This is a genomic window from Bacillus sp. 03113, assembly GCF_006546985.1.
GTDB lineage: Bacteria > Bacillota > Bacilli > Bacillales > Cytobacillaceae > VATK01.
This window is the reverse complement of the sequence record NZ_VATK01000010.1, coordinates 1-15,892: the sequence shown is the minus strand read 5'-3', so window position 1 is coordinate 15,892 and position 15,892 is coordinate 1. Positions and strand designations below refer to the sequence as shown.

17 protein-coding genes and 2 pseudogenes are annotated in these 15,892 nt (G+C 36.2%); 10 read left to right on the top strand and 9 right to left on the bottom strand.

Translation table 11 applies throughout. The features are described from left to right. Nucleotides 1-117: 117 nt before the first annotated feature. The 5 genes from bioB to bioW are packed head-to-tail and all read right to left on the bottom strand — an operon-like array spanning nucleotide 118 to nucleotide 5,104. Nucleotides 118-1,125 carry a biotin synthase BioB gene (bioB, locus tag FDO66_RS10905; RefSeq protein ID WP_141432687.1) on the bottom strand — a complete coding sequence of 336 codons (1,008 nt, stop codon included), beginning with the start codon at nucleotides 1,123-1,125 and terminating at the stop codon, nucleotides 118-120. Continuing rightward, a complete protein-coding gene (gene bioD, locus FDO66_RS10900; RefSeq protein ID WP_141432686.1) occupies nucleotides 1,122-1,823 on the bottom strand; it encodes a dethiobiotin synthase in 702 nt (233 codons plus the stop codon). The genes bioB and bioD overlap by 4 nt, the downstream gene beginning before the upstream one ends. Continuing rightward, complete coding sequence (gene bioF, locus FDO66_RS10895; protein WP_141432685.1) at nucleotides 1,820-2,989, bottom strand: 8-amino-7-oxononanoate synthase; 1,170 nt, start codon at nucleotides 2,987-2,989, stop codon at nucleotides 1,820-1,822. The genes bioD and bioF overlap by 4 nt, the downstream gene beginning before the upstream one ends. Continuing rightward, entirely contained in the window at nucleotides 2,979-4,337 is a 1,359-nt protein-coding gene (bioA, locus tag FDO66_RS10890; protein WP_141432684.1) for an adenosylmethionine--8-amino-7-oxononanoate transaminase, read from the bottom strand. Before bioA ends, bioF begins: the two co-directional genes overlap by 11 nt. Next, a complete protein-coding gene (gene bioW / locus FDO66_RS10885) occupies nucleotides 4,322-5,104 on the bottom strand; it encodes a 6-carboxyhexanoate--CoA ligase (RefSeq protein WP_141432683.1) in 783 nt (260 codons plus the stop codon). Before bioW ends, bioA begins: the two co-directional genes overlap by 16 nt. A gap of 249 nt (nucleotides 5,105-5,353) precedes the next feature. On the opposite strand from bioW, the gene FDO66_RS21405 reads away from it, so the two are divergent. The 5 genes from FDO66_RS21405 (at nucleotide 5,354) to FDO66_RS10865 (ending at nucleotide 8,649) form a co-directional block, all read left to right on the top strand. Then, nucleotides 5,354-5,515: a DUF6688 domain-containing protein gene (locus FDO66_RS21405; RefSeq protein WP_309475273.1), complete on the top strand. Its 162-nt coding sequence runs from the start codon at nucleotides 5,354-5,356 to the stop codon at nucleotides 5,513-5,515. Then, nucleotides 5,499-6,284, top strand: coding sequence for an SDR family NAD(P)-dependent oxidoreductase (locus tag FDO66_RS10880; RefSeq protein WP_141432682.1), 786 nt, complete (start codon nucleotides 5,499-5,501; stop codon nucleotides 6,282-6,284). The genes FDO66_RS21405 and FDO66_RS10880 overlap by 17 nt, the downstream gene beginning before the upstream one ends. A gap of 279 nt (nucleotides 6,285-6,563) precedes the next feature. After that, nucleotides 6,564-6,869 (top strand): ArsR/SmtB family transcription factor, encoded by a 306-nt coding sequence (locus FDO66_RS10875; protein WP_141432681.1) that lies wholly within the window; start codon nucleotides 6,564-6,566, stop codon nucleotides 6,867-6,869. A gap of 177 nt (nucleotides 6,870-7,046) precedes the next feature. Continuing rightward, entirely contained in the window at nucleotides 7,047-8,078 is a 1,032-nt protein-coding gene (locus FDO66_RS10870; protein WP_141432680.1) for an NAD-dependent epimerase/dehydratase family protein, read from the top strand. A gap of 280 nt (nucleotides 8,079-8,358) precedes the next feature. Then, nucleotides 8,359-8,649: a hypothetical protein gene (locus tag FDO66_RS10865; protein WP_141432679.1), complete on the top strand. Its 291-nt coding sequence runs from the start codon at nucleotides 8,359-8,361 to the stop codon at nucleotides 8,647-8,649. Nucleotides 8,650-8,759: 110 nt separating this feature from the next. On the opposite strand, the gene FDO66_RS10860 is transcribed toward FDO66_RS10865, so the two are convergent. From FDO66_RS10860 to FDO66_RS10850, 3 genes are read right to left on the bottom strand one after another with little or no spacing between them, the layout of a single operon-like run. After that, entirely contained in the window at nucleotides 8,760-9,194 is a 435-nt protein-coding gene (locus tag FDO66_RS10860; protein WP_141432678.1) for a DUF6526 family protein, read from the bottom strand. A 50-nt stretch (nucleotides 9,195-9,244) separates the two neighbouring features. Continuing rightward, nucleotides 9,245-10,345, bottom strand: a complete 1,101-nt coding sequence (locus FDO66_RS10855; protein ID WP_141432677.1) for an ABC transporter permease — start codon at nucleotides 10,343-10,345, stop codon at nucleotides 9,245-9,247. Beyond that, complete coding sequence (locus FDO66_RS10850; protein WP_141432676.1) at nucleotides 10,342-11,271, bottom strand: ABC transporter ATP-binding protein; 930 nt, start codon at nucleotides 11,269-11,271, stop codon at nucleotides 10,342-10,344. The genes FDO66_RS10855 and FDO66_RS10850 overlap by 4 nt, the downstream gene beginning before the upstream one ends. A 1,042-nt stretch (nucleotides 11,272-12,313) precedes the next feature. Between FDO66_RS10850 and FDO66_RS10845 the strand changes: the two genes are divergently transcribed. From FDO66_RS10845 to FDO66_RS10830, 4 genes and pseudogenes are all read left to right on the top strand, one after another. Beyond that, the gene (locus tag FDO66_RS10845) at nucleotides 12,314-13,363 is read left to right on the top strand and encodes a Cfr family 23S rRNA (adenine(2503)-C(8))-methyltransferase (RefSeq protein ID WP_141432675.1); all 1,050 of its coding nucleotides are present in this window, start codon (nucleotides 12,314-12,316) and stop codon (nucleotides 13,361-13,363) included. An 84-nt stretch (nucleotides 13,364-13,447) separates the two neighbouring features. Next, the gene (gene rplC, locus FDO66_RS10840; RefSeq protein WP_141432674.1) at nucleotides 13,448-14,065 is read left to right on the top strand and encodes a 50S ribosomal protein L3; all 618 of its coding nucleotides are present in this window, start codon (nucleotides 13,448-13,450) and stop codon (nucleotides 14,063-14,065) included. A 36-nt stretch (nucleotides 14,066-14,101) separates the two neighbouring features. Continuing rightward, complete coding sequence (locus tag FDO66_RS10835; protein ID WP_141432673.1) at nucleotides 14,102-14,719, top strand: hypothetical protein; 618 nt, start codon at nucleotides 14,102-14,104, stop codon at nucleotides 14,717-14,719. Nucleotides 14,720-15,187: 468 nt separating this feature from the next. Next, nucleotides 15,188-15,373, top strand: a pseudogene (locus FDO66_RS10830) (hypothetical protein); the annotation flags it as partial. Here FDO66_RS10830 and FDO66_RS21560 read toward each other — a convergent pair. Next, a pseudogene (locus tag FDO66_RS21560) lies at nucleotides 15,350-15,493 on the bottom strand (IS110 family RNA-guided transposase); the annotation flags it as partial. The pseudogenes FDO66_RS10830 and FDO66_RS21560 sit on opposite strands and share 24 nt — an antisense overlap. Nucleotides 15,494-15,558: 65 nt before the next feature. Between FDO66_RS21560 and FDO66_RS10820 the strand changes: the two are divergent. After that, nucleotides 15,559-15,846: a transposase gene (locus FDO66_RS10820; protein ID WP_141432672.1), complete on the top strand. Its 288-nt coding sequence runs from the start codon at nucleotides 15,559-15,561 to the stop codon at nucleotides 15,844-15,846. The last annotated feature ends 46 nt before the right edge of the window (nucleotides 15,847-15,892 follow it).

Here is a 15,892-nt window from a genome sequence, read left to right as displayed (position 1 = left end):
ATAATCACCATTGTTTTACAGAGATGCATGAGACACATCTCTGTAAAATTTTAAAAAAGAATCCAGTAGCTAAAATCGATTTTGACTCATTCAAAAACCAACCAATTTAATATAGCTTTATGATTTTGCTACTAAGCTCGCTTTCATTTCTTCTACAGATTCAATCTCAAACCCTAAGTCACGCAGCATCTTATAATCTTCATTTTTTTCTTGCCCAGCTGTTGTTAAATAATCGCCAACGAATATGGAGTTCGCTGCATATAGCCCTAATGGCTGCAAGGAACGAAGGTTGACTTCGCGTCCGCCCGAGATTCGAATTTCCTTAGTTGGATTGATAAAGCGGAATAATGCCAGCACTTTTAAACAATAAAGTGGAGTTAATTCTTTTACTCCTTGCAGGGGAGTACCATCAATAGCATGTAAGAAATTAACTGGAATAGAATCCGCATCAAGAGCTTTTAAGCTATTAGCCATGTCAACTACATCCTGCTTCGTTTCCCTCATGCCGACAATGACACCTGAACATGGTGACATTCCAGATCCTTTTACCGTCTCAACTGTATTGACGCGATCATCGTATGTATGTGAAGTGGTAATGTTTGCATGGTTGCTCGCGGATGTATTGATATTATGGTTGTAACGGTCTACCCCGGATTCTTTTAAGCGCTTCGCTTGTTCTGGCTTCAATAGCCCTAAACAAGCACAGATTTTTAATCCATATGATTCTTTTATTTCTTTTACAGCATCCACGACGTGATCAATTTCTTTATTTGACGGCCCTCTGCCGCTTGCCACAATACAGTATGTCCCTACATTTAAATCATGGGCACGTTTTGCACCTTTAAGGATTGAATCCTTATCTAATATTCTGTAAGTTTTAATGGGTGCAGTAGAAATAGAAGATTGAGAGCAATAGCCGCAGTTTTCCGGGCATAGTCCAGATTTTACATTCATGATCATATTAAGCTTTACTTTTTTTCCGTAATATTTCTTTCTAATTTGAAAAGTCGCATGCATAAGCAATAGGACATCATCATCCGGACATTCTAAGATTGAAAGAGCCTCCTCATTTGTTAATTCCTTTCCCTCTAAAACCTTATCTGCAAGTTCCGTCCATTTATTCATCGTATTCGCTCCATTCCGTTAATTAGTAATGTTACATCTATGTGTTCTTTTACCATGTTTTTAATGTTTTCATTTGTGATTTCTTTCAGCTTTGGAGTTATCCCTAATATAGGTACACCGCATAAATCTTCAATTAATTTTGGGTTTGTTTTTTCAGCAAGATCTGGATGATCACTTATTCCGTTGATCACGATCCCGGCAATTGAAAGACCTAGACTTTTTGCGTATTGAACCGTTAGATAAATATGATTGACCGTCCCAAGATTCGGCCGGGCGACAATTACAATTGGAAGCTGTAATGCCTTGATTAAATCACTAACTAAGAAGTGTTCACCGAGTGGGACTGAAATACCGCCAGCACCTTCTACAATGAAAAATTCGTGTTTTCCTTTGATCTTTTCCCAGTAGCTTAATACCTCTTCAATTGTTACCATTTTTCCTTCCAGCTTTCCTGCAACATACGGAGCAAGTGGTTCTTTAAATTCAAAAGGGGTAATTTCTTCATATGATAAAGACGTTTGCGACAGTTGTTTAAGAAAGCTAGTATCGCTGGCTGGATCTTCACGAGAAATCCCGCTTAACAATGGCTTAAACACGCCAACATCTATCTCTTTTTCTTTTAAAACCGCTGCTAGCCCGCTGGAAATAATCGTTTTTCCAACATCAGTATCGGTTCCTGTTACAAAAAAGCCGTTCATATCAACTTCAACTCTTTTCCGATGAAATGAAAGCACTCCAACAAGTAATCTATTTCTTTAGAACCATGGTCGGAGGTAACGGTCAGCCGGATGCGACTTTCCCCATCTGGTACAGTTGGCGGACGGATGGCAGGTGCGTATATTCCGTTTTCCTGTAGTTTTTCCGCAAAAATGACCGCTGTTTTCGGATCTCCAATGATCACAGGAATAATAGGAGTAAGGTCTCCCTTCACGATATAACCCATTTCTTCTAACCTAATTTTCATTTTTTTTACATTGGAAAATAATAGCTGGCGGATATCTTTACTTTCTTCAATGATTTCCAATGCGGCACATGATGCAGCACAGATTGCCGGCGGCAGAGCTGTTTGAAAAATAAAGGTTCTTGCATGGTTTAGCAGGAAGTCTATTAAAACCTTCGAACCTGCAACAAAACCACCTTCTGTTCCAATGGCTTTACTTAAGGTTCCAATAACCACATCAGGATGAACACCGAAATATTCACTAGTTCCTCTGCCATTTTCTCCTAAAACACCTGTTGCGTGTGCATCATCCACAATTACGTAGGCATGATATCGTTTTGCAAGAGGGATCATTTGATCAAGAGGGGCAATGGTCCCATCCATACTAAAAACTCCATCTGTTACAATAAACCGCCGCTGATAGGAAGCTGCTGCTTTCAATTTTTCTTCAAGATCAAACATATCGATATGGTTATAAACGCCTTTTTCTGCTTTTGAGAGACGGCATCCATCGATAATACTTGCATGGTTTAACTGGTCGCTTAAAATAAGATCTCCTTTTTCAGGCAATGATGATAGGACGCCGATATTGGCTAAATAACCGCTTGAAAAAAGGAGAGATGCTTCTGTTTGCTTAAAACGGGCGATTTTTTCTTCAAGCTTTTGATGCCAATCTGTATGGCCCGTCGTTAATCTTGATCCACTGCTTCCTACACCAAATTCGTGCAGGGTCGTTTCTGCGGCATAAACTAAGCGCCGGTCATTTGCCAGTCCTAAATAATTATTCGATGAAAAAACAATCTGTCTCTGACCATCCACCAACATTTCAGGAAGAGGAGCCGTATTCATTGTTCGAACTTTTCGATACAAACCTGCGGCTTTTGTTTTGTTTATTCGCCTGCTTAACCATTCATTAAGCTCCAACCTTCGTTACCCCGTTTGTAACTTCTGTAATGGCTTCTTTCATAATCGCAACCATTTCCTTCAGTTCTTCCAGAGTGCTTACGTGAGGAGGCATAAAAACGATAACATCGCCTAATGGCCTTGTTAGCATACCGAGCTCTCTCATTTTCAATGTAACTTGATATCCGATTCGATTTTCAGCAGGGAAAGGCTTCTTCGTATCCTTAGAGTTAACTAGCTCAATTCCACACATAAAACCAAGCTGTCTAATGTCACCAACGTGTGGAAGGGATTTTAATTCCTCAAGCAGCAATTGGAGATACTCTGCCTTTTTAGCAACCTCAGCTACAAGGTTTTCCGATTCAAATAAACGCAAGTTTTCAATCGCCACGGCACATCCAAGCTGGTTTCCGGTATAAGAATGACCATGGAATAACGTTTTTCGTTTGTCATAGTCATCATAGAATGCATTGTAAATGGCCTCTGTTGTTAATGTTGCAGCTATTGGCAAATAGCCTCCTGTAATGCCTTTCCCAACTGCCATTAAATCAGGCTGAACATCTTCATGTTCACAGGCAAACATTTTTCCCGTTCGTCCAAAACCTGTCGCAACTTCATCTACAATCATTAAGACATCATATTTTGTACAAAGCGCACGTACACCTGACAAAAATCCTTCTGGCATCACTATCATACCGCCAGCCCCCTGAACCATTGATTCGATCGTTAGCGCAGCGATTTCTTGATGATTTTTAATCAGAAGCTGTTCAAGTATATGTAAACATTCATCTCTGCACTGTACAGGGTCACCGCTTTTAGAGTGATAGACATATGGAATGGGAGCTTTATAACTTTTAAACATTAAAGGGCCGTACACTTGATGGAAAAGGTCGATGGAACCTACACTAACTGCACCTATCGTATCGCCATGATAGCCATTTTGCATCGCAATAAATTTATGCTTCTCGGGCCTGCCGATATTCATCCAATATTGAAACGCCATCTTAAGAGCAATTTCCATCGCTTCTGCACCACTATCTGAATAAAAGACGCGTGTCAGCTTTTCGGGACTTATTTCAATTAGTTTTTCAGCAAGTTCTGTTGCCGGTACATTTGTCATTCCAAGTAATGTAGAGTGGGCAATTTTATCAAGCTGGTTCTTAATCGCTTGATCTAATTCTTTTTTTCTATGGCCATGGACATTCAGCCAAAGTGCAGAAAATCCATCATAATATTCCTTTCCATCAATGTCTTTTACTTTTATGCCATCGCCGCTTTCGATGATAAAAGGATTTTCATCATAATCTTTCATTTGCGTGAAAGGCAGCCAAAGATATTTTTTACTTTTTTCTATTAAATCGTGTGGCAATTTTCTTCCTCCCATTCAATGAATATTGGCTGTTTTTCTAAGTAGTCTATATATGAGTGAAGATCGCTTAATCCATCCACAAAGAAGATTCGACAGCCGCGTTCATCACCATATTCTTTTAGCTTCGTAATCCGCTGATAACCCAGCTTTTTACTTGCCACATAACCTGTTACATATTCTGGATCATCTGACCAGCATAATTCTGCGATAGTAGCTGGATGAGCACTCACCTTCGTTGCAAGAACAAGCGCTTCTTTAAACCTTTGACTCTGAGTCATACTGTAGTAGTCCGCCCATTTTTCAAAATTAGTGGTTAACCAGTCCATTCTAGAAACCCGAATGCCTTTTTCGTTTCGATCATCGATTCGTACACCAGAGCGAATATCAAACAAAATAGCTCCTCTAAGATTCGGGTATTCACTTATTTGCTGGTACGCTTTTTCAATGATCTCTCTCGAAATCCCAGCTTTCTCTAAAAGGCTCCGGGCGATTGATTGTCCTTCCTCTACCGATTCCGCTTCATTAATCCCAATATGTAATGGCTTCAATGTTGTAATAGGTTCATGAATTAATTCAAACTGAATCTGCATAAAATCAGGATTGCCTCGTGAATGAGTTAACGCTTTTTCTAGCAGAACATTCACCGTATTTTTCAAGTTGTGGTAGGTTGAAATTTGTTCACCGCCAGATATATGCTTTCCGCCATGTTCATGGGCTCCATTCTTGGAAGCTCTCATTCTCACACTAAAAAAGTTTTCCTCGATCAATGATTTTAACCTCCCAACCTTGGTATTTGTAATAGCATCCATATGAGCTATAATTTGGGTGAGTCCTTTTAAAGGCTAATTTGATTAATATGTTAACTTAAAATTTAAATTGGTTAACAATAAGAATATTAAAATTCTTCACCTGTTCTGTCAATATTTTTTATTCATGTTAATACGGTTTGTCTAAACTCCTTTCAAATTAGCATACATATTCAAGTAAAGTGGTCAGAGGATTAGATATATCTTTTGATGAAGCCTTATCGGTGGTTTTTTCTTTTTGAATTATTTACTCTTGATAATAAGCCTGAAAATAGAATAAATGATTATTATAGGTTGGTAGAAAAGGTAATGGGTAGAAGCTTAAATTCACATTTTTTATTGGGAGGGTTTAATTTTGAGATTAAAAGATAAAGTAGCTATCGTAACTGGAGGAAGTCAAGGGATTGGAGAAGGGATTGCTCAAACATTCGGGAGAAACGGTGCAAGAATTGTGATAGCTGATATAAATGAGGAAGCAGGTGCAAAGGTTGTAGACAAGCTAGCATCAGAAGGAATAGACTCTATTTTTGTGAAAACGGATATAAGTGATGAAGAGCAGGTAAAAGCAATGGTTGAGGCGGGTGTCGATCATTTTGGAGGAATAGATATCCTAATTAATAATGCCGCTGTGAATATCCGTAAATCCGTTGTTGATACTACTTTTGATGAATGGCAGAAGGTCATTGGAGTGAATTTAACTGGTACTTTTTTGTGCTCAAAATATACAATCCCTAAAATGGAACAACGCGGTGGGGGAGCCATTGTGAATATCGCGTCCTGGCATGCGGAAAAAACGATTACTCGTTTAGCTGCTTATGCTGCATCAAAAGGTGGAATCACAGCATTAACAAGACAAATGTCTTTGGATTGTGGCCCACTGAACATTCGTGTTAATGCTGTTTGTCCAAGTTCTGTTGACACTCCACTATTCCGTCAAACCTTCGCAAGCCTCCCTGATCCAGAAGAAGCCTTAAAGCAAACACTTGACTTCCAGCCATTTGGTCGAATTGGAACAGTTGATGATATCGCGAATGCTTGTTTATTTATGGTTTCAGATGAAGCCACATATGTTAGTGGTCAAACGCTTATGGTCGATGGGGCAGCCATTAATAAAATAGCACGTCCTTTAATGTTTGACTAAATATAAAAGAATTCATGATTCCGTGACTAAATTAAGATTGGAACAGAAGGGTATTTTAATGCTTAATGATCGGTGGACTTTACAGTTACATATGTAAAGTCTTTTTCTTTATGAAAATAAACGATTAAATTTTTTGATTGAGATTGTTATCTAGTTTTTGTACTAAGATAATTATCCTTTTTGTAATAGAGGTAAGATCTAGAACGACCAAATTTCTTGACAAGAATTTGCAATAGATTTTATAATATGTTTAAACATTTCAACGTAAGGGGTACTTACATGGGTTCTAAAGCAACTATTGAAAATTTCAGGAATTGTATACCGCTTTTTCAAGCATTAAGCGATGAATATAGGCAAGATATTATCTTACTGTTAGCTGAAAAAGAACGCTTAACAGTTAATGAGATTGCGGAGCATTCGAAGCTTTCGAGACCAGCTATTTCTCATCATTTGAAAATTCTCAAACAGAATAACCTTGTCTCTGTAGACCAACAAGGGACGAAGCGATACTATTCCCTAGCGTTAGATACTGCCATAGAGCAGCTTAAAAAGCTTATTCAAACGGTCGAGGAAGATTGTGTTTAATAGGAAGGACGAAGAAATTCTTCTTCAACATATTCTAAAAACTTGCATTTTATTCGTTTAAGTGTTTAAACGCTTTATATTAAGTGAGAAGAGTTCCATATAAAAAAGAGAACTTTTTAGTAGTAGACTTCATAGGCTCATTGGTTAATTTTTCAAAAAGAAAGAGGGAATGAGAAGATGAAAACGACAGCTTTAGTAACTGGCGGCACAGGATATGTAGCGTCATGGATTGTTAAAGGTCTATTGGAAGAAGGACATGATGTTAGGATTACGGTTAGAGATAAAAACAAAAAGGAAAAATACGAGCACCTTCTTCAAATCGAAAAAGTGACGCCCGGGAAATTATTCGTTTACGAGGCAGATTTATTAATAGAAGGAAGTTTTGATCAAGCAGTCGAAGGGTCTGAAGTTGTCTTTCATACGGCTTCTCCATTTTTCATCAACGGGATTAAGGATGCCTATAGTCAATTAGTAAAGCCTGCACAAGAGGGAACGCGGAACCTATTACAATCGGTCAATAAAGTTAGTTCAGTAAAAAGGGTAGTTTTAACAAGCAGTGTTGCTGCTGTTCATGGTGATAATCATGATATGGAAGGGAAACAAGAATTTACAGAAGAGGATTGGAATAAAACCAGTTCCTTGGAGCACCAGCCATACAATTATTCGAAAACAGTCGCAGAAAAAGAAGCATGGAAAATGGCGGGCGAGCAAAATAGGTGGGACCTTGTAACAATCAATCCAGGTTTCGTGCTAGGTCCATCTTTAGCAAAACGGACGGATTCTACAAGCATTTCTACCATGCTTGACATCCTTAAAGGTACGTATAAAACTGGTGTGCCCAACTTATCTTTCGGAATCGTCGACGTACGAGATGTGGCAAAAGCTCAACTGTTAGCGGCCTTTACAGAAACGGCTTCAGGTCGATATATCATATCCAACAAAGAAGCTACTCTATTGGATATGGCAAAGATCATTGAAAATAATTTCCCTGGTCAATTTCCACTGCCAAAGCGGGAGGTGCCAAAACCATTGATGTGGCTTATTGCTCCAATGCTAGGGCTTACAAGACAATACGTATCTAAAAACGTTGGTCATAACCTTAAGCTTCTCAACAATAAAAGCAAGAAAGAACTAGGGATGATCTATCGCAGCATTGAATCCACTTTAATTGATCAAAAGAATCAGTTGGAAAGTGATGGGATGATTTAGGAGAGAGTATGTTAGTGGATCATCAATGTATCGATTATTCTCTGAAAGGATAGTCAAAAAGATTCTTAAGACGCACGGTAAACAAATTAAAAAGCACCATCATCTGAATAATCATCTCTTTTATTGTTACCTGCCCTCCATATTCCTTGAGGGTGGGTTTTTCTTTATGTATTAAAGATTAGCGATTCTCTTTTTTAGGAAGTTTATAATCTGGATAAAATTTACAGGCATATTAGTTATTTGCAGCATAGGATAAAGTACTAAAAAAGAGAGAAGGGGGATGATTCAAATAGCAGGTTATATGTTCTATGCGCTTTGGGCTGTTTTTGGTTTTATGTTACTTGATTTTCTTGTTGGTCTTTTTCGTTCGTTAGTGACTTGGACGCTCAATCCAAAAATAATAACAAATTATTTAAAGGATATTATTTTCTACGTTTACCCATTAATCGTTATTGCAAATATATTGCCGATTGACCCCACAGGATGGATCCTAATCATTTTTTACTACATCGGTGCTGTTGGGATTATATGGTACTATATTACGGGATTAATAAACAAATGGAGAGCTTGATGCTCTCCACTTTTTATCTTGCATTAACGGAAGTAAGGCACAATGTTGTTATGGTAATGCTTCGTCCCATGTAATAAGTTGCTTTATTTTGATTTTGAGTACGATTTCCTTTAAATACGGTTATAATCAGCTCTCCAACTTTGGATCATTTTCTTAATCTCATTCGGTTTTAAATTTTCCTCTGCAGCTTTTTTACTTAGTGCAGGTAATTCCTTGTTATCAGCAAACCGTAAAGCGATTACTTGCCCCATATCTAGTTTTACATCTAATAATTCTCCTGTTAAAACATAATGACGAAGGTTTTCTTCTGCCCGAATAGCTCGATCTTGAGCTTTTAAAGAATATGATCTTACTAAGACAACCATAATGGCCATTATGATTGAAATGTGCAGAAAAATGACTGATGAAAAAATATTAGAACCGTCAATTATTGAAAATATCAAATGTACAATACTAATAATGAAGGTTACTAATACCAATGGCGTTAAAATAAAATGATAAAGTGGGTGATAACGTACATGTGATTGATAGTCTTGATTATTCATTTTCTCCTCCTAAGTGTCCATTTTTATATCTATATAAGAAATATTATTACCTATTCCCATTTGAAGGTAAAGCTGGCAACAATAAATGCGACGATAAGCCAACAGCCTAGTACGAGGGCTTCTGTCCCTAAGCTTATAAACGAAGCGCCAACATTCATTGTTTCTCGCAGGGCATGACTTAAATGGGCGATCGGTAAAGCTTGAACAATTGGCTGAAGATATTCTGGCATATCTTTAATTGGGAAAAAGACTCCTCCTAAAAAAAGCAAAGGGAATGAGAGAAAACCCGCAATTGGTGAGGCACTCTCAGGAGTTTTCGCAATCCCAGCAATAATAAAGCCAATTGCCATAAATGCGAGTGTTCCTAAAATCACAAAGGTGATTAACGTGAACCAAGATCCACGTACTTCAACACCAAAAATAAGATGGGCAACACCTAATACAATAAGTGCTTGCATCCCATTTAGGAAAAGACGTGCGGTAATTTGAGCCGCGATAAACGTCGAAGCTTTTAAAGTGGTACCTTGCATTCTCCTTAAAATTCCTCTTTCTCTCCATGCCGCAATTTGTCCTGCAACACCATTCATGTTATTACTCATTATCATCATTGCGACAATACCAGGTACTAAGAAATCAATATACTTCAAGTTTAACGATTCTATTCCCTGTGTTTCTGTCATAACAACTGGAACATAATCTACCATCTTTTTACTAATAGCATCTACTGCACCATTGACTAACTGAATCCCTATTTGAGAAACAGCAAAATTGGTTTCATTATAATAAACAGGAAGAGTAAATGGCTTCAAGTTTGTAGGTGTGCTGCTAAAATGGGATTCGTATCCTTTTGGAATAATGACAACTACATGTAAATCCCCTTTTTTTAACAACTTTATTGCTCCATCTTTATTTTTTTCTTTTTGCAGCTGAATCGCTTCGTTTTTCTTTAATATGTTCATTAATTGTTTAGATTGTAAGGATTGGTCCTGATCTACCACGCCAATCGATACAGACATCCCATTTCCATTTCCTAAAAAGGATCCAAGCATGATCATAAGAAAAATCGGAAACGCCAATGTCCAAAATAAAACCTGGCGATTACGAAGGAAAATACGTAATTGAGTTAATGTTAATTGCCAATATGCTTTCATCCTTCTCGTAAACTCCTTCCAGTCATGTGTATAAACACATCTTCTAAAGTGGCTGTTCGGGTTTGCAAATCGGATATTTTTAATTGTTTTTCCGAAGCCGTTTCAATTAAGCCCGTTAACGTTAATTGTAAATCATCCGTATATAGAACATACATATCATTTTGATTGCTAACTTGTTTAACCCCTTGAATAGCATGTAATTCCACTTCATGATCTTCGCCAAGAAAACGAAACTCTACCGCACTATCTGACTGAAGGTTTTTAACAAGAAGAGAGGGGGTGTCTAATGCTATAAGCTTTCCTTGATCCATAATGGCAATACGATCACATAATACATGCGCTTCATCCATATAATGAGTCGTTAAAACAATCGTTTTTCCCTTTTCCTTTAAGCGAAGAATAATATCCCAAAGCGTTCTTCTAGCTTGAGGATCAAGACCTGTTGTCGGCTCATCTAAGAAAATAATCCACGGATCATGAACAAGCGCCAAGGCTATAGCTAACCGCTGCTTTTGGCCGCCTGACAAACTTTTGATTCGTTTTTTAGTTTTGTCTGTTAAAAGCATATCCTCAATTAATTCTGGAATCGACACATGTTTAGGATAAAAACTGGCGTATAGGTGCAATATTTCTTCTACAGTAAGCAGTTCAAAAAGCGTCGTTGATTGAAGCTGAACACCTATTACTTCTTTTACTTTTTTTAAATCATGCTTGATATCGAATCCTCCAACGATGGCTGTTCCTTCATCTGGTTTTCGCAAGCCAACTAACATTTCTAGCGTCGTGGTTTTTCCAGCTCCATTCGGCCCAAGTAAACCAAATACTTCTCCTCTTTGTACTTCAAACTCGATCCCCTTTACCGCTGTAAAATCACGATATTTTTTCACTAAATTCTGAACTTTAATGATTTCTTCAGGAGAATTCATCGCTCACACTCCATACTTCAGTCTTTACAAGCTAATTCAATTATAAAATATTCGATTAATAAAAAGAAAGAATGAGGTAAAATTCACCCAATTTAAGTTATATTTCAATTAACAGATACTCGTGAAAATGGGAAAAGGATAGATGGGATGTTCGATTTTTGAATAGCAATTTGGCATTAGATATAACAAATCCAAGTACAATTTTTATATGGATTTTTCAAAAATAGAGCAGATTACTATAAAAAATGATGTAAAGAAATATATAAAGCAACGATTATTAATATTAAGTAAACATAAATTTACATGGTGTACAGCAATGAATTACATTAACTTTCTCTCTAAATTTTTGAAATTCATTTCTTCCATTGAACCTACTACTTTATAGGAATTGAAGTGAAAACATATTGAACAGTTTATTAAGTGGTTTCATCAATATGCGAGGTCTCATCTTAAACAAAAATGCTCACCCTGAAAGTTTAGTTTATAGAGAGAATGGTGCCTCCTTCCCTGTTTATTCAACAAACGGGCCAATAATTGAATAACACTTGGTAGTTAATGTGGATATTTATTTAAAAAAATAGAGATTGTGAAGGAATGTACTTAAAGTAACGGAGCAGGTTAGTTAATTACATTAACATCAAACATTTGTTTATGTTTCAAACTTTACATAGGGGAATCTTTATGGTAAGTTACTTAATACTAATATTGACAAGAAAGGGGTGAAAGCAATGATAACTGTTTTTAGAATTTTGTTTGGTAAAAATGCAAAAGTTGGTAATCGTTTTGCATACAAAGGGAGTAGTCTGTCCTTTTTTAAGCCAAATAACCATACAAAAACAGTTATCGGAGCTTTTCCTCTACGGCAAATAAACTCTAATTCAATGACATAATGTCCTTGTTTATTTGTGCATGATTTTATTAAAGCGTAACACCGATAATTGTGTCGGTGTTTTTTTGTGCCTAATTTTTATAAAAAAGGTTAGATGATAACTCCCTTCTATTTACTCAAACAAACCAGAGTTTTATGGAAGGATGAGAAAACATGCAACAAAAAAACAAGTATATAAGAATTCAAGAGTTCTTAAAGCAGAATAAATTTCCTAATTTTAGAATGAAACAAATCACAAATGCTATATTCCAAGGCAGAACAAATAATTTCAATGAAATAACGGTTCTTCCTAAATCACTAAGAGATATGTTAATTAAGGAGTTTGGAGAATCGATAATAAATATTACTCCTTTAAAGGCACAACATTCTGAACAAGTTACAAAAGTCTTATTTGGAATTTCAGGAGACGAAAAAATAGAAACGGTAAATATGAAATATAAAGCTGGTTGGGAGTCATTTTGTATATCGTCGCAATGTGGTTGTAATTTTGGTTGTAAATTTTGTGCAACAGGAGATATAGGTTTAAAACGCAACTTAACGTCAGATGAAATTACTGACCAAATTTTGTACTTTCACTTAAAAGGACATTCAATTGATAGTATTTCTTTTATGGGGATGGGAGAAGCATTTGCTAATGTACAAGTTTTTGATGCTTTAAATGTACTTACAAATCCGGAGTTGTTTGCTTTAAGTCCTCGTAGGTTATCTATTTCTACTATAGGAATTATTCCGGGCATTAAAAAAATGACTCAAAACTATCCGCAGGTCAACCTGACGTTTTCATTACATTCTCCTTTTAATGAACAGCGAAGCAAGTTAATGCCAATTAATGAACGATACCCATTATTGGATGTAATGGACACATTAGATGAACATATACGTGTGACCTCAAGAAAAGTTTATATTGCTTATATTATGTTGCCTGGAGTTAATGATTCTATTGAACATGCGAAAGAAGTAGTAAACCTTTTAAGAGATAGATATAAGAGAGGGAAATTGTTCCATGTAAACATCATTAGATATAACCCAACTGTTAGTTCACCTATGAGGTTTGAAGAAGTAAATGAGAATCATGTTTTAAACTTCTATAAAGAATTAAAGTCAGCAGGAATTAACGTTACCATTAGAAGTCAATTTGGCATTGATATAGATGCTGCTTGCGGGCAATTGTATGGAAACTATCAAAATAACAATAACCAATAAGTTAAGGTGAGAGTAATGTTGAGAACGTGGGAAGTACCCTAATAGCTTATTTACTAAGTAAATAAAATTATTAGGAGGATATTTATGATAAAAGGAATCTTAGGAAGAAAAATAGGCATGTCTCAAGTGTTTAGTGATAGTGGAAATCCCATAGTTGTGACCATTGTTGAAGTGGAAGAGAATGTTGTGTTACAAAAGAAAACGTTTGAAAGTGAAGGATACGATGCAATCCAAATTGGATTTTTTGATAAAAAAAATCCAAACAAAGCGGAAATTGGAAGAAGTCAAAAGGCAAATACCCATCCTAAAAGATATGTTAAAGAAATTCGTGGAGCATCATTAGATGTTGGAAAACGTATTAGTGCAGATATATTCCAAAAAGGCGACATAGTAGATGTTACTGGTATTTCTAAAGGAAAAGGATTTCAAGGTGTCATTAAAAGACATGGATTTAGTGGAGGTCCTGCATCTCACGGTTCAAGATTCCATCGAGCTCCTGGTTCCATCGGAGTAATCGCCAAAAATGATGGTATGAAAGTGGACAAAGGAAAAAAAATGCCTGGACGTATGGGTGGAAAACAGACCACCATTCAAAATCTTACTATCATAAAGGTTGATAGCGAACGTAACTTGTTGTTAATTAAAGGAAATATTCCCGGAGCTAAAAAGTCGTTTGTAAAGATAGTATCCGCAATTAAATAATTGAATGAAAAATGGTGATGATTAGTGTTAAACAAAATGAATAATTCCAGTCAAAGTATTAATAGAGATAATGTAGCCATTACGGATTTTTTGATGTTGACTGATAATGATAAAATTCAACTACCGTCCATCGTGGCAAGAGTTAACGATTATGAAATAACTTTAAATGATTTAAATATTGGGCTGATTAACGAAATGAAGTTGGGTATCATACCTTCTGAAATGTCTTCATCAGACCTTCTTGAGAGTTATTCTTGTGCTCTTGAATCAGTCATTGAACATGAGCTTGTTGAACAAAAAATGAATGAGGATAGAAGCATTTCTAGATGGGAACCTGATAAAGAACAAATTACTGATTGTATGCAAGAATTATTTGACGAGTTTGGAATTAATATTTCAGAAGATTACTCTAAACAGGAGATTGAAAAATTAGTGTTGCGAGAATTACGAATGCAGCGATTTATTGATAATCAGTTGGGAGACAATAGTGTAACCAAGGAAGAGATTGAATACGAATACCAAAAATCACCTGAAAACGGGGATATGCAAAAGGAATACATTCGTGTTATCCTTGAATATGAAAAGCGAGAAGAGAAATATAAAGCCTTTGTTCTCGAATTGAAAAAAACAGCATCAATTGAAACTTATTTATAATTTCGCTTTTCTAAAAGGCCGTAGGGCATATTTTAATAAACAAAATTGAAAGGACTGAACTTACAATAATGATTCACTAATTCATTACCTATTTAAATAAATATTTTCAAACTTTTTAGGGTATAGGATTAGTCTGATCATTTTTTTAAGTCAGTTGGACACCTAATGTGCCAAATCGTATTGGTATATTAGGTGCTTTTAAATATGAGATTCTATTAATCCTTCCAAAGAATTTGGAAGGATTTTTATTTTCTTCTATAAAAGAATATATTTCCTACACCTTTAACTGTATTCTAATGAAAAGCCCAGTGGTAATATGTCAAGCACAAAAAAATGATGAATTGGAAATTAATTTGTGACTAACGAAGAAATACCCTAAAAAAGGGTGACCTAATAAACCTCGCATATATTTACATTTTATACCAATTCATTTTATGCGAAGCTGGGGTTTGGAGTCAAAACCAATCTGGTGAATACAAAGCTTTTTACACAAAAAAGTATAACGAAGTTCCAAAGCATAAACACAAATGCGCACTCGTCTTAACCGCAAGAAAATTGGTACGGTTGGTGTATTCGCTACTACGCACCAATCAATTGTACACACCACCCGAGAGAGAGATTAGGTTTACTCAAGAACTCGACGAGTTCTTCTAAACTCATTTCGGCAATCGTTTCGGGCTCCAGTTCTTCCATAACAGCCAGACTAGTTGCACCGAATGTATTAGAAAAGGGATTATCTTGCCTTAGTCCACTAAACTTTAAAAAGAGTTGATGCTAGACTAAAAAGTAGACACAGATTGTTATAATAAAAATACAAACTATTAACGAGGTGTGTCTAATTGGCTAAAGGAAACGGAAACCGTTACGATGAAACATTTAAAAAAGAAACAGTAAAGTATATCGTCGAGAATAATAAACCTATAGCACAAGTAGCAAGAGAAACAGGCGTAAATACTAATACATTGCATGGTTGGATCAAGAAGTATGGTCAACAACCTGAAGTAAAAGAAGCTCAAACATTTTCTGATGCTGAAATGAGAGCATTAAAAAAACAATTACGTGATCTTGAAGAGGAAAATGAAATTTTAAAAAAGGCGATGCACTACTTCGCGAAAAGCCCTCGGTGAAGTTTGAATTCATATACAAAAATCGCTCCCGATACCGAGTGGAGAA

Bases quoted from the DNA above. Each gene is read 5' to 3' on its own strand.
- FDO66_RS10845 (WP_141432675.1), top strand. From the start codon at position 12,314: ATGCAACAAAAAAACAAGTATATAAGAATTCAAGAGTTCTTAAAGCAG.
- FDO66_RS10855 (WP_141432677.1), bottom strand. From the start codon at position 10,345: ATGAAAGCATATTGGCAATTAACATTAACTCAATTACGTATTTTCCTT.
- FDO66_RS10850 (WP_141432676.1), bottom strand. From the start codon at position 11,271: ATGAATTCTCCTGAAGAAATCATTAAAGTTCAGAATTTAGTGAAAAAA.
- FDO66_RS21405 (WP_309475273.1), top strand. From the start codon at position 5,354: ATGAAGCCTTATCGGTGGTTTTTTCTTTTTGAATTATTTACTCTTGAT.
- rplC (WP_141432674.1), top strand. From the start codon at position 13,448: ATGATAAAAGGAATCTTAGGAAGAAAAATAGGCATGTCTCAAGTGTTT.
- FDO66_RS10875 (WP_141432681.1), top strand. From the start codon at position 6,564: ATGGGTTCTAAAGCAACTATTGAAAATTTCAGGAATTGTATACCGCTT.
- bioB (WP_141432687.1), bottom strand. From the start codon at position 1,125: ATGAATAAATGGACGGAACTTGCAGATAAGGTTTTAGAGGGAAAGGAA.
- bioD (WP_141432686.1), bottom strand. From the start codon at position 1,823: ATGAACGGCTTTTTTGTAACAGGAACCGATACTGATGTTGGAAAAACG.
- FDO66_RS10835 (WP_141432673.1), top strand. From the start codon at position 14,102: ATGAATAATTCCAGTCAAAGTATTAATAGAGATAATGTAGCCATTACG.
- FDO66_RS10860 (WP_141432678.1), bottom strand. From the start codon at position 9,194: ATGAATAATCAAGACTATCAATCACATGTACGTTATCACCCACTTTAT.
- FDO66_RS10865 (WP_141432679.1), top strand. From the start codon at position 8,359: ATGATTCAAATAGCAGGTTATATGTTCTATGCGCTTTGGGCTGTTTTT.
- FDO66_RS10870 (WP_141432680.1), top strand. From the start codon at position 7,047: ATGAAAACGACAGCTTTAGTAACTGGCGGCACAGGATATGTAGCGTCA.